Here is an 11,651-nt window from a genome sequence, read left to right on the forward strand (position 1 = left end):
CCCCATCATTCTCGCGCTGGATTCCCGGCGCGACCAGCGATTCTGCCAGGGCAGATGGCCCTTGCGGCAAGCCCCTGCCCGTGCGGGATAATGGAAATGCAGGCGTTGCACGCACAGTTCGGGCCGCGATTCGACCGGAGGAGGCTAGTCCGTTCGATCGCTCACGGCCTGCTTAAGCAGGTCGACGATCGGACCAAGCCGCTCCGTCACGACATCCCACAAGATGTCATCGTTCATCTCGAGGTAGCCCCCGTGAGCAGCGATGTTCCTGACGCGCGCCAGGCCCGCGAGCTGTGCCTCGTCGATCAGCGCCGTGAGGTCGGAGAACTTCGGTACCTCGGTCAGCGACTTCAACCGGATCACGGCCATGCATGCCGCGTCGTGCGATGGTGATCCCTCGATGAAGTCGGCTCTGTCGCTCCGCCGCACGCGTGTGATCCTGGCCGTGATCCCCGACAGTTCCTCGAGCAGGTTCCGTGCGTCACGCTCACCGGCACTCCCCGCACTGTCGCGGCCGTCATTCGAGGTTCCGGCACCGCTGCTTGCTCGGTTCACAGGGGAACGGCCTCGCCAAGCGCAGCCCGGCCGATTGAGGACTTTCGTGCGGCCGACTCGACGAACATGTCCACCGGAAACCCGGTCACCCGTTCGATCTGCTCAGGAGCAGCGTATGCACGGAGCGTGTCCGCATCATCTGCCAGTTCGACGAGCAGGTCGATATCGCTGTCGAACCCATCGACCCCACGTGCGATCGAACCGAACACGCGAACTTTCGACAGCCCATACCTGTCCGCGATGGCTTGCACTTCGTCCCGGTGCACGCGCAACGCGGAACTCGGCCGGTAGTCCGCCGCCCTGAGGATGCGCTCCAGCAACTCTTCAGACGGGGCGCGCCGGCCCGCCTCGATCGCCGCAAGGTTGGGCTGACGGATGCCCGCACGGTCGGCGACAGCCCTTTGTGTGAGGCCCGCTGCTCGCCGCGCTTCTCGGACGAGCGAAGCTGCCGACGCCGGGTCGAATCGAGGCATGCCGCGATTATATCGCGATGGATATCACCTGTCGCCCTTGGCCGTCTGGTGTTCGAACTCGGCCGCGGCCAGCCGCGCCGTCGCCTGCGCCCAGCGGCCGGTGCTCAACACGGCGAGAACGGCGAGTGTGATGCCGAGGGATGCGAGCATCCACCAGACGCCGCGAGCCGCATCGGTGAACGCTGCGGCTTCCGCGCCGGTGTGATGGATTCCCGTGCTCAGGATGCCCAGGCTCGGTCCGACCACGACGCCCGCGATCGCGACGCCCAGAGCGGTGCCCGCCTGCCGGCCCGCCGACGCGAGAGAGGCGGCGAGACCCGCCATGGATCGCGGCATTCCCGACACCGCCGTGTTGCTGATCGGCGGGTTGGCGAAGCCGAGGAACACGCCGACGAGGAGGAAGGCGGCCAGCAGTGCGGGCATCCACGTCGTCGGAGTGGCCCAGAGCAGCGCGATGCCCGCCACGGCGAGCGCGAGACCCGCGATCAGGAGCGGATGCCGCGGGCCGCGCGCGCCGACCATGCGACCGGAGATCGGCGACAGCGCGAGCACGAGCACGCCGATCGGCAGCAGGCAGAGCCCCGCCGACCAGGCGGGAAGGCCGCGGACCGTCTGCAGGTAGAGCGTGATGACGAACAGGAACGCCTGGAAGCCGCACAGGGCCAGGATCGCCATGACGAGCGCCGAGACGAACGGCACGCTGCGGAAGAGCCTCGGCTCCAGCAGCGGATCCCGCACGCGGCGTTCGACGAAGACGAGGGCGATGGCGCTCGTGACCGAGGCGGCGGCCGCAGCCAGGATCGCCGGGGACGTCCAGCCCAGCGATCCGCCCTCGATGACGGCGAACACCGCGCCGCCGAGCAGGACGGCAACCAGCAGCTGTCCGGCGGGGTCGAAGCGGCGGGCGCGAGCGGCGCGGGACTCGGGCACGAACACGGTGACGAGTACGACGGCGAGCGCGACGATCGGCAGGTTCACCATGAAGACGCCGCGCCAGCCGGCCGCGTCGACGAGGACTCCGCCCAACACCGGGCCGAGGGCGAGCGCCACGCCGCTCATCGAGCCGAACACACCGATCGCCCTGCCGCGCTCCCGCTGGTCGGTGAACGTGTTCGCGACGATCGCCAACGCCACCGGGTTGAGCATCGTACCCCCGACGGCCTGACCCGCGCGGGCCGCGACGAGGCATCCGATCGTGGGGGCGAGCCCGCACGCGAGGGAGCCGAGGCCGAAGATCACGAGGCCGATGACGAACATCCTTCGACGTCCGAACCGGTCGGCGAGCGAGCCGGAAAGCACCAGGAAGACGGCGAGCACGAGGGCGTAGGCGTCGACGGTCCACTGCAGGCCAGTCGCCGTGGCGTGCAGCTCGCGACGGATGTCCGGCAGTGCCACGTTCACGATGGAGAGGTCCATCACGACGACGATCATGCTCACGCAGCAGATCGCGCGGATCAGCACGCGTCTGCCGCGGCTCGGCTCGGTGGCCGGCCGCGCGGCGCGCACCATGGGTGGGGTCGGAGTGCCGGATGATGGAATCGGGCTGGGGGCTCGCATGGTCTCGAACGTAGGATTTAGAGCGTGCTCGAAGTCAAGACGGCGCCAACGCCGACGCATCCCGCCCATCCATCGGAGGCAGACTATGAGGTGCCGGAGGGCGGCGTGACCATCGCCGAGACGGCCCGCCGCACCGGCGTGAGCGCCCACACGCTGCGCTACTACGAGCGCGCCGGCCTCGTCGTCTCGCCCGTCGACCGCACGAGCGGGGGCCGTCGTCGATACCGCCACCTCGATCTGAAGTGGATCGTGATCTGCACCAAGCTGCGCGCCACCGGGATGCCGATCAAGGGCATCCGCAGGTACGCGGAGCTGGTGGCAGCAGGGCCGGGCAACGAGCAGGAACGCCTCGAACTGCTCGAGGCGCACCGCGCGAGCGTGCTGGAGAAGCTCGCCGAGGTGCAGGAGAACCTGCAGACCATCGACCACAAGATCGCGGTCTATCGCGGGAGCCTGGCCGCCGGCGAAGCCGATCGGCTCTGGGCGCCCCGTTAGGGGCCCGACTTTCTGCGTTCAGGTCGCGAAATCTGCCGTTATCCGGGCGTCATAACGGCAGATTTCGCGACGTGAAGCGGGTGCCGAGGCGACCTACGAGGTCAGGAAGTCCACGACCAGCGGGGTCACCGACTCCGCCTGATCGCGCAGCACGGTGTGCGAACCGCCCCTCACGATGAGCAGGCGAGCGTGCGGGATGCTGCTGGCGAGCATCCGGGTGTGCCCGCGACGGATGACGTCGTGCTGACCGGCGAGCACCAGAGTCGGCGCCGAGATGCGGCGCAGGTCGCGCATCCCGATGCCGGGCGAGTCGAGCATGAGACGCAGCAGCTCGAGCTTGCGCCTGCGCGCGGGGCCGGGGGTGAGGATCGCGGCGAGGTGGAGCATCCGCAGTCCCCATCGCACCCCGAAGCGCAGGCCGCTGACGCCGAGGTTGCCGGAGGCGAGCACGAGGGAGCGCACGAGTTGCGGATGCCTGACCGCCAGCAGAATCGCCACGTTCGCGCCGTCGGAGAAGCCGAGCACGTCGAACCGCTCCGGTGCGGCATCCGTTCCGGCGCCGAGCGCGCGGATCACTCGTGCCGCGTCGTCGGCCATGCGTGAGAGCGTGAGCGGGCCGGTGCCCCGTGCCGACCGCCCCTGACCGCGGCAATCCATCGCCACGACACGGCGGTGCTCCGCAAGGAGGGGCACGTTGCGGTCGAAGAAGCGCAGGTTGCCGGAGTTGCCGTGGATGACCAGCAGCGGCGCCCCGGAGCCGCGCACCTCCACGTGGAGATCGCCGACCCGGTGCTGCCAGCTCGAGTGCTCGCCCGGCAGCGCGTCGGGGCGCGGCAGCACATCGGCGCCATTCCCCGGCGTCGGACCGCGTTGCAAACCGAGCACGATGACACGGTAAGTCACCTGCCTATGCGGCGTGCATGCATCCGCTCAGCGCCGGCCGCGGAACGCGGCGCCTACTCCTCGGTGTGGCCCAGCTGCGGCGACGGCACGAAACGGGCCGTGCGCGACGACATCGCGTCGAGCTCGAGTACGACCAGCTCGTTCTCCCCCGTGCGCGTAGCACCGGCCGGTACGTAGAGCGTCCGCTGGGGTCCGGCGCTCCAGTAGCGCCCGAGCGGAAACCCGTTCACCCACGCTGCACCCTTGCCCCAGCCACTCGTGTCGAGGAAGAGGTCGGCGGATGCCCCTAGCTCGAACACCGCGCGATGGAACCCGGGCAGCGACAGATCACTGTGGCCCGCCCCGCGGCTGACGATGCGCCCCGACGCAGCAGCACCAGCCGTGTGCGCGAGCGCATCCGCGTCCAGCTGCAGTGTCTCCCACCGGTCAAGCTGCACGCCGTCGACCATCGCCGGGCCGATGAGGCCCTTCCGCTCCCCGATGCGCGGACCATAGTCGACGCGTCCCTCGTCCTCCACGATGACGAGCAGCTCATGCCCGCCGGGCACGACCAGGGCTTGCTCGTGCCGCTCGCGCGCCAGCACTCCGACCCGCACGCCGTCCACAACGACGATCGCGCGGTCGCGCACCTCGCCGAAGGTGAGCACGGCGGGCGAATGGTTGGGCAACGCGGCCCGGTAGCCGACCAAGCCTCGGTACACGCCCAGGTCTTCCATGGTGGGCAGCGTCGAATGCGGCTCCCAGGAGCCGACGGATGCCGCGGCATCCAGAAGCCCGACGACAGGCTCGAGAGGCACCTCGACGCTGGGCGCCGGCGACCCCGCGACCTGCTCGAACTCCGGCACGGGCGCGTACTTCGCGATCACCTCGCGGAACGCCCAGAACTTCTCGGTCGGTTCTCCGGCCTCGTCGATCGGGGCGTCGTAGTCGTACGAGGTGGTGATCGGCTGGTACACGCCCTTGTCGTTCGCACCGTTCGTGAAGCCGAAATTGGTGCCGCCGTGCACCATGTAGATGTTCACCGAGGCGCCGGCGGCGAGCAGTGCGTCGAGCTCCGCTGCGGATGCCGCGGCCGAGGTCGTGTGGTGGTGCGCGCCCCAGTGATCGAACCAGCCGCACCAGAACTCGCCGCACATCAGCGGACCGGTCGGCTGCTCGCGCCGCAGGTGTGCGAGGCGATGGGCGGTGTGCGAGCCGAACGACGCCGTCTTGTGCAGCTCGGGCAGGCTGCCGTCCGCGATCATCGAACCGCTCGGCTGGTCGACCGTGATGAGCGGAACCGTGATCCCGGATGCCCGCGTCGCCCCGGTGAGCTCCCGCAGGTACTCCTTGTCCGAGCCGTACGCGCCGTACTCGTTCTCCACCTGCACGAGGATGACCGGACCGCCGTCATCCACCTGCAGCGGTGCGACGATGCCGAGCACGTGATTCAGGTAGCGCTTCGCGGGTTCGAGGAAGCGGGCATCCGTGCTGCGCATGCGCACATCGGGGTCGGCGAGCAGCCATCCGGGAAGGCCGCCGCCGTCCCACTCCGCGCAGATGTACGGGCCGGGGCGCACGATCGCGAACATGCCCTCCTCGGCGACGATCTCCAGGAATCGAGCGAGGTCGAGCGTCGGATCGTCGGTGACGTAGACGCCGGGCCGCGGCTCGTGCTCGTTCCACGGAACGTAGGTCTCGATGGTGTTGAGCCCCATGGCGCGGGCTAGACGGATGCGGTCGCGCCAGTGCGCGGGATGCACGCGGAAGTAGTGCAGCGCCCCCGAGATGACGCGGAACGGCGCTGAATCGAGCAGGAAGGCGTCGGATCCGATCTCGAAACGGCCCATGCGTGAGAACTCCAGGTGTGTGCGGGTGCGGCAGAGGAAACGGGCCGGCTCATGGTTCGAGCCGGCCCGTCATCGGGTGTGGGTTTCGAGCAGTAGCGAGCTAGCCGGCCTTGACCGTGAAGCCCTGCTGGTTGCCGTAGCTGATCAGCTGCTTCTGCCAGGCCTCGAGCCCGGAGTCGAGCGAGGTCGCGCTGCTGTACGACTGGCCCACCGTGTCGGCGAAGATGCTGTTCGCGTACACCTCGTACGGCAGGTACTGCCAGCCCGGCAGCACGTTCTTCGCACCGTCGACCAGCACCTTGTTGATCTTCTGGCCTGCGAAGTACGCGGGCGCCTGGTTCAGGAACGAGTCGGAGTTCTGGTCAGCGACCGTCGACGGGAATCCGCCGCCGCTCTTCACGAAGATGTCGACGCTCTGCTTGCTGTCGTTCAGCCACTTCAAGAACCCTGCGGCGAGCGCCTGGTTCTTGCTCTGCTTCATGACGACCTCGGAGCTTCCGCCGTTCTCCGCGTTCACGGCCTTGCCGTCGTAGGTCGGGATCGGCGCGACGGCCCACTGACCGGATGCCTGCGGCACCGACGACTCGAGCACACCGGGCATCCAGGCGCCGGTGATCAGCGTGGCGATATCGCCGTTGCCGAGGCCCTTGTACCAGTCATCCGTCCAGCCCGGCGTCTGGGAGAGGAGCTTGTTCTCGACGAGCTCGTTCCACACCGCGGTGAACTTCTTGGTGCCCGCATCCTGCAGGTTGATCGTCACCTTCGTGCCGTTGACCTGGAACGGATGCCCGCCGGCCTGCCAGATCATGCTGGTCGCGAACCCGGGGTCACCGCTGTCCGAGGTGATGTAGGCGTTCGGGTCGGCGGCGTGCAGCTTCTTGGCGGCATCCACGTACTCGGCCCACGTCGTCGGCACCGTGATGCCGTACTTATCGAAAACGGTCTTGTTGTAGAACATCGCCATCGGCCCGGAGTCCTGAGGCAGGCCGACGAGCTTGCCCTGCACGTTGACGTTGTTCCACGGACCGACCGAGAAGTCCTTCTTCAGCTTGTCGAAGCCGAACTGCGTGAGGTCGACGAGCGAGTCGCTGAGCGCGAACTGCGGCAGCGCGTAGTACTCGACCTGGGCGACGTCCGGTGCACCCTTGCCCGCCTTCACGGCGTTCTGCAGCTTCGTGTACTCCGTGGTGTTGGTGCCGGCGTTGACGAGCTTGACGTGCACCTTCGGGTACGCCTTCTCGAACGCGGCGACCTGTGCCTTGGCGGCCGGGGTCCACGTCCAGTACGTGATGGTTCCGCCCTGCTTGAGGGCCGCGGCCACGTCCGTCGAGCTGGCGCCTGACCCGTTGCCGGATGACGAGCATCCGACCAGGGCGGCAGCGACGACCGCACCGGCGGCCGCCACGGATGCGAGCCGGCGGAGCGCCGACGATCGCGTGCTGTGTTTCATTTCGTGCCTTTCACTTCATCGGGATGGGGAAGGGGGTTCGAGTAGAGGGGCGGCGCTCAGGACTTGACGCTTCCGGCGGCCAGCCCCGACTGCCAGTAGCGCTGCAGGAACAGGAAGGCCACGACGATCGGCACGATCGTGAGCAGGCTTCCGGTGATGACGAGGTTGAAGATCGGCTGCGCGCCAACACCTGTGGCCTGCGCGCTCCACTGGCTGAGGCCGACCGTGAGCGGATACCAGGTCGGATCGCTCAGCATGATCAGCGGCAGGAAGTAGTTGTTCCAGGTGGCGACGATCGCGAACAGCAGCACCGTGACGATGCCGGGCGCGAGCAGCTTCAGCGAGATGGTGAAGAACGTGCGCAGCTCGCTGGCGCCATCCATGCGCGCCGCCTCGAGCACCTCGGTGGGGACGGCGTCGATCGCGAACGTCCAGATCAGGTAAAGCCCGAACGGGCTGATCAGCGACGGCAGGATGATCGCCCACGGCGTGTTCGTCAGCCCGAGCTGGCTGAACAGCAGGAACGTCGGCACCGCCAGCGCGGTTCCCGGCACGGCGATCGCACCGAGCACGATCGCGAACACGGCGCGCCTGCCGCGGAAGGCGAACTTCGCGAGTCCGTATCCGGCCAGCGTCGCCAGCAGGGTCGCGCCGCCTGCTCCGACCACGACGTACAGCAGCGTGTTGCCGAACCAGTGCAGGAAGATGCCGTCCTTGTAGGTGAACGTCTCGACGATGTTCTGGAACAGGGCGAAGTGGTGGCCGAAGCCGAGCCCGAACGTGGTGAACAGGTCGCCCTGCGTCTTGGTGGCGTTGATGAGCAGCCACGCCAGCGGCACGAACGAGTAGACGACGAAGAGCGCCATCACGATCGTGAGCAGGATGTTGCGGCGCGGGCGTGCGGCCGGCCTGCGTCGACGCACCGCGGTGGCGGGTCGACGGATGCCGCCTGCCGGGCGAGTGCGGGCATCCTTCTGCCGGATGCCGGCATCCGTCGGCGTTGTCGTGGTCGCGCTGGTCATCGGTTCTCCGCTCTCGTTCCGCGCACCTGCACCACGTAGGCGATGACGGCGGTGATGAGCCCCATCACGATCGCGACGGCCGCCGAGTAGTTGAACTGCTGGCCGGCGAACGACAGGTTGTAGGCGTACATGTTCGGCGTGAAGTTGCTGCTGATCGCGTTCGGAGCGAGCGGTTGCAGCAAGTTGGGCTCGTTGAAGAGCTGGAAGCTTCCGATGATCGAGAAGATGACGGCGATCACGAGGGATCCGCGGATGGCCGGGAGCTTGATGTTGAACATCACTCGCCAGGCGCCTGCGCCGTCGAGTTCGGCAGCCTCGTACAGGTCGGGCGAGATGACCCGCAGCGCCGAGTAGAAGATGAGCATGTTGTAGCCCATGAACTCCCAGGTGACGATGTTGCCGATCGAGCCGAGGATCCATGACTTGGCCAGTGGCGCGAGGTGCCAGCCGAACGCGTCGTTCACGGCCGCCGTGAGGCCGAACTGGTCCCCGTAGATGAAGCCCCAGATGAGCGCGGCCACCACACCGGGCACGGCGTAGGGCAGGAAGATCGCGATGCGGAAGAACCCGGCACCGTGCAGCCGGGCGCTGTCGAGGGCGAGCGCCGCGATGAGCGAGAGCACGAGCATGATCGGCACCTGCACCACGAGGAACAGCAGCACGCGCAGGAACGCCTCCCAGAACTTCGCGTCCTGGAAGAGCGTGATGTAGTTGCCGAGGCCGACGAAGGCGGTGCCGCCGACGAGCTGAGTGCGGAAGACGCTCAAGGCGAGCGCGTAGACGATCGGCGCCACGATGAACAGCGCGAGGCCGATCATGAACGGCGTGATGAAGCCGACGCCGGCGAGCGAGACGCGACGCTGCAGCGTCGAGCGCTTGCGGCGGGCGGGCGAGCTGTCGCCGTTCCGGCGAGAGCCGGTCGCACCGGCGGACGATGTGGTGATGGACGACACGGATTCGGGTTCCTCAACGAACGATGTTCACGTAAACATGTTTACGCTAACATACACGGCGGTACGATTCTGTCGGTCGCACTCGCGGTCTCCGGCAGCCGCTGTCGAAGGGCGAGAGTGGCCGCGAGCGAAGGAGCGGGGATGACCGACACGGAGCAACGGGAGCGGCTTCGCCCGGCATCCATCGCCGATGTCGCCGCGAGGGCCGGCGTTTCCTCCCAGACGGTGAGCCGTGTCTCCAACGGCCTCGACACCGTCAAGGCCGAGACCCGGGATCGCGTGCTCGCCGCCATGGCCGAGCTCGACTACCGGCCCAACAGCGCGGCGCGCGCCCTGAAGAGCGGCCGGTTCCAGACCATCGGCGTGCTCATGTTCACGCTGCAGAACATCGGATCCATCCGCATCCTCGACGCGATCACCGCCGAGGCAGCGACCCACGGCTTCTCGATCGACCTCATCTCGATCGGCGACCCGTCGACCGGGGGCATCACGGATGCCCTCTCGCGGCTCGATCACGAAGCCGTCGACGGCATCATCGTCATCCTCGAGGCGCACGAGCTCAGCGAGCACTCGATCACGTTCCCCGACCGCATCCCGTCGGTTCTCGTGGACTCTCGCGAGTACGACGACCGGATCTCGGTGAACGCGGACCAGCGGCAGGGCGCACGACTCGCCGTCGAGCACCTGCTCGGGCTAGGGCATCCGACCGTCTGGCACGTGGCCGGCCCGACCGAGACGTCGAATGCCGCATCGGACCGCGCGAACAGCTGGCGGGAGACGCTCCGGTCGCACGGCATCGAGCCGCCAGAGCCTCTCGGCGGAAGCTGGCGAGCGGAGTCCGGCTACGAGGCGGGGCGCTCGATCGCCGCCCGAGAGGATGTCTCCGCCGTCTTCTGCGCGAACGACCAGCTCGCGCTCGGCGTGCTGCGCGCCCTGCACGAGGCGGGCCGCGACGTTCCCGGCGAGATCAGCGTGGCCGGGTTCGACGACAACCCCGAGTCGGCCGAGTACTGGCCGCCGCTGACCACGGTTCGCCAGAACTTCGCGGAGGTCGGGCAGCGCGCATTCGCTCTGCTCAACCAGGCGATCCAACGCGAGACGGTGGATCCGGGGCTTCGCCTGATCGACAACGAGCTCGTGGTGCGGGCGTCGACCGGGGCGTACGGGAACCCGGTCTGACACCCGCTCGTCGTGGCTACAGCTCGGTCGGATACGGCCGATCCACCACCAGGTTCTTCATGACGAGCGTGGACTGGAACCGCTGAACGCCGGGCAGGCGGGCGAGCTCGTTGTCCTGGAACTGCGCGTAGGTGTCGAGATCCGTCGTGCGCACCCGCAGGATGTAGTCCGGGTCGCCGAACAGGCGCTGCGCGAGCAGCACGTTCGGGATGTCCGCCACCGCCTTCTCGAAGGCCAGGAGCGTCTCGCGGTCCTCCTGCTTCATGGTGATGAAGACGAGGGCCTCGAAGTGCAGCCCGAGCGCGGCGGGATCCACGATCGCCCGGTATCCGACGATCGCGCCGGACGTCTCCAGATCGCGCACACGACGGTGGGTCGGAGAGAGCGTCAGGCCGACTCGGGAAGCGAGATCGGTGACGCTCAGCCGACCCTCGCTCTGCAGCTCGGCAAGGATCTTGCGGTCCAGCCTGTCGATCGTCACATTTCTTCCCGTCACCGCGCTACTGGAGTCAGAAGTGAGCAGCACCTTGCGGGCATTCTGGCATAAGTTCCTGCTCGAAAGGAGGCAGGATGAATCCCGCTGCAGTGCTCGGATTCGCCGGGGTCGCGCTCTCGCTGATCGTGGTGCCGGGCCCGGACTGGGCGTACGTGCTCGGCGTCGGAGCGCGTGAACGCGTCGTGTTCCCCGCCGTAGGTGGACTCGTCGTCGGATACGCGCTGCTGACTGGCATCGTCGCCGCAGGTATCGGACAGCTCGTCACCGCTCTGCACGGGTTCCTGATCGGCCTCACGTTCCTGGGCGCCGCGTACCTCCTCTATCTGGGCATCATGACGCTACGGCATCCGTCGGCCATCGACGTCTCGGATGCCACGAGCGACGGGTCGCGACACTGGCGTCTCGTGGGCAAAGGGATCGGCGTGAGTGCACTGAATCCCAAGGGGCTGCTCGTGTTCCTGGCGATCCTGCCGCAGTTCGCTCGCCCCGGCGGAGCGTGGCCGATGACGGCGCAGCTCGCGCTGCTCGGCGGCGTGTTCGTGGCGCTATGCTTCGGCTTCTACATGTCGTTGGGGTTCGGGGCCCGACGCTTCCGGATGGCTCGTCCGGTGGCGGCGCGCATCATCAGCCGCGTCTCCGGGATGGCCATGATCCTCGTCGGCCTCCTGCTCGTCGCAGAGCGAGTCGCCCAGCTGGCCGGGGCGAACCCGGTGTGAGGCGACGGCTTGGGGCAGAAGGG

General features: G+C 68.0%; 12 protein-coding genes. 3 read left to right on the plus strand and 9 right to left on the minus strand.

Translation table 11 applies throughout. The features are described 5' to 3' along the window. Positions 1 to 144 precede the first annotated feature (144 nt). The 3 genes from ACTHNC_RS03130 to ACTHNC_RS03140 all read right to left on the minus strand — a co-directional run bounded on the left by ACTHNC_RS03130 (position 145) and on the right by ACTHNC_RS03140 (position 2,585). Positions 145 to 429 (minus strand): HepT-like ribonuclease domain-containing protein, encoded by a 285-nt coding sequence (locus ACTHNC_RS03130; RefSeq protein WP_440293138.1) that lies wholly within the window; start codon positions 427 to 429, stop codon positions 145 to 147. A gap of 122 nt (positions 430 to 551) precedes the next feature. Next, complete coding sequence (locus tag ACTHNC_RS03135; protein ID WP_440293139.1) at positions 552 to 1,028, minus strand: helix-turn-helix domain-containing protein; 477 nt, start codon at positions 1,026 to 1,028, stop codon at positions 552 to 554. 24 nt (positions 1,029 to 1,052) lie between these two features. After that, complete coding sequence (locus ACTHNC_RS03140) at positions 1,053 to 2,585, minus strand: MFS transporter (protein WP_440293140.1); 1,533 nt, start codon at positions 2,583 to 2,585, stop codon at positions 1,053 to 1,055. A 24-nt stretch (positions 2,586 to 2,609) separates the two neighbouring features. Here ACTHNC_RS03140 and ACTHNC_RS03145 point away from each other — a divergent pair, with 24 nt between their 5' ends. Continuing rightward, positions 2,610 to 3,080, plus strand: coding sequence for a MerR family transcriptional regulator (locus ACTHNC_RS03145; protein WP_440293141.1), 471 nt, complete (start codon positions 2,610 to 2,612; stop codon positions 3,078 to 3,080). A 93-nt stretch (positions 3,081 to 3,173) separates the two neighbouring features. On the opposite strand, the gene ACTHNC_RS03150 is transcribed toward ACTHNC_RS03145, so the two are convergent. From ACTHNC_RS03150 to ACTHNC_RS03170, 5 genes are all read right to left on the minus strand, one after another. Beyond that, positions 3,174 to 3,983, minus strand: a complete 810-nt coding sequence (locus ACTHNC_RS03150; protein WP_440293142.1) for an alpha/beta fold hydrolase — start codon at positions 3,981 to 3,983, stop codon at positions 3,174 to 3,176. A 53-nt stretch (positions 3,984 to 4,036) separates the two neighbouring features. Further along, the gene (locus ACTHNC_RS03155) at positions 4,037 to 5,812 is read right to left on the minus strand and encodes a glycoside hydrolase family 35 protein (protein WP_440293143.1); all 1,776 of its coding nucleotides are present in this window, start codon (positions 5,810 to 5,812) and stop codon (positions 4,037 to 4,039) included. Between the two features lie 100 nt (positions 5,813 to 5,912). After that, the gene (locus ACTHNC_RS03160) at positions 5,913 to 7,262 is read right to left on the minus strand and encodes an ABC transporter substrate-binding protein (RefSeq protein WP_440293144.1); all 1,350 of its coding nucleotides are present in this window, start codon (positions 7,260 to 7,262) and stop codon (positions 5,913 to 5,915) included. Between the two features lie 56 nt (positions 7,263 to 7,318). Next, a complete protein-coding gene (locus tag ACTHNC_RS03165) occupies positions 7,319 to 8,284 on the minus strand; it encodes a carbohydrate ABC transporter permease (RefSeq protein WP_440293145.1) in 966 nt (321 codons plus the stop codon). After that, positions 8,281 to 9,228: a carbohydrate ABC transporter permease gene (locus ACTHNC_RS03170; RefSeq protein ID WP_440293150.1), complete on the minus strand. Its 948-nt coding sequence runs from the start codon at positions 9,226 to 9,228 to the stop codon at positions 8,281 to 8,283. The genes ACTHNC_RS03165 and ACTHNC_RS03170 overlap by 4 nt, the downstream gene beginning before the upstream one ends. Positions 9,229 to 9,378: 150 nt before the next feature. Between ACTHNC_RS03170 and ACTHNC_RS03175 the strand changes: the two genes are divergently transcribed. After that, on the plus strand, positions 9,379 to 10,416 hold the full coding sequence (locus tag ACTHNC_RS03175) for a LacI family DNA-binding transcriptional regulator (protein WP_440293146.1): 1,038 nt from the start codon (positions 9,379 to 9,381) through the stop codon (positions 10,414 to 10,416). A 16-nt stretch (positions 10,417 to 10,432) separates the two neighbouring features. Here the strand turns inward: ACTHNC_RS03175 and ACTHNC_RS03180 are convergent, their stop codons facing one another. Then, positions 10,433 to 10,891, minus strand: a complete 459-nt coding sequence (locus ACTHNC_RS03180; protein ID WP_440293151.1) for an Lrp/AsnC family transcriptional regulator — start codon at positions 10,889 to 10,891, stop codon at positions 10,433 to 10,435. A gap of 95 nt (positions 10,892 to 10,986) precedes the next feature. Here ACTHNC_RS03180 and ACTHNC_RS03185 point away from each other — a divergent pair, with 95 nt between their 5' ends. Beyond that, positions 10,987 to 11,628, plus strand: a complete 642-nt coding sequence (locus ACTHNC_RS03185; RefSeq protein ID WP_440293147.1) for a LysE family translocator — start codon at positions 10,987 to 10,989, stop codon at positions 11,626 to 11,628. Positions 11,629 to 11,651: the final 23 nt, after the last annotated feature.

The organism is Humibacter sp. (assembly GCF_051954055.1).
Taxonomy (GTDB): Bacteria; Actinomycetota; Actinomycetes; order Actinomycetales; family Microbacteriaceae; genus Humibacter.

What these genes read in the sequence shown, in the direction of transcription:
- ACTHNC_RS03135 (WP_440293139.1), bottom strand. Translation starts at nt 1,028, where the DNA reads ATGCCTCGATTCGACCCGGCGTCGGCAGCTTCGCTCGTCCGAGAAGCG.
- ACTHNC_RS03160 (WP_440293144.1), bottom strand. Translation starts at nt 7,262, where the DNA reads ATGAAACACAGCACGCGATCGTCGGCGCTCCGCCGGCTCGCATCCGTG.
- ACTHNC_RS03175 (WP_440293146.1), top strand. Translation starts at nt 9,379, where the DNA reads ATGACCGACACGGAGCAACGGGAGCGGCTTCGCCCGGCATCCATCGCC.
- ACTHNC_RS03185 (WP_440293147.1), top strand. Translation starts at nt 10,987, where the DNA reads ATGAATCCCGCTGCAGTGCTCGGATTCGCCGGGGTCGCGCTCTCGCTG.
- ACTHNC_RS03140 (WP_440293140.1), bottom strand. Translation starts at nt 2,585, where the DNA reads ATGCGAGCCCCCAGCCCGATTCCATCATCCGGCACTCCGACCCCACCC.
- ACTHNC_RS03165 (WP_440293145.1), bottom strand. Translation starts at nt 8,284, where the DNA reads ATGACCAGCGCGACCACGACAACGCCGACGGATGCCGGCATCCGGCAG.
- ACTHNC_RS03155 (WP_440293143.1), bottom strand. Translation starts at nt 5,812, where the DNA reads ATGGGCCGTTTCGAGATCGGATCCGACGCCTTCCTGCTCGATTCAGCG.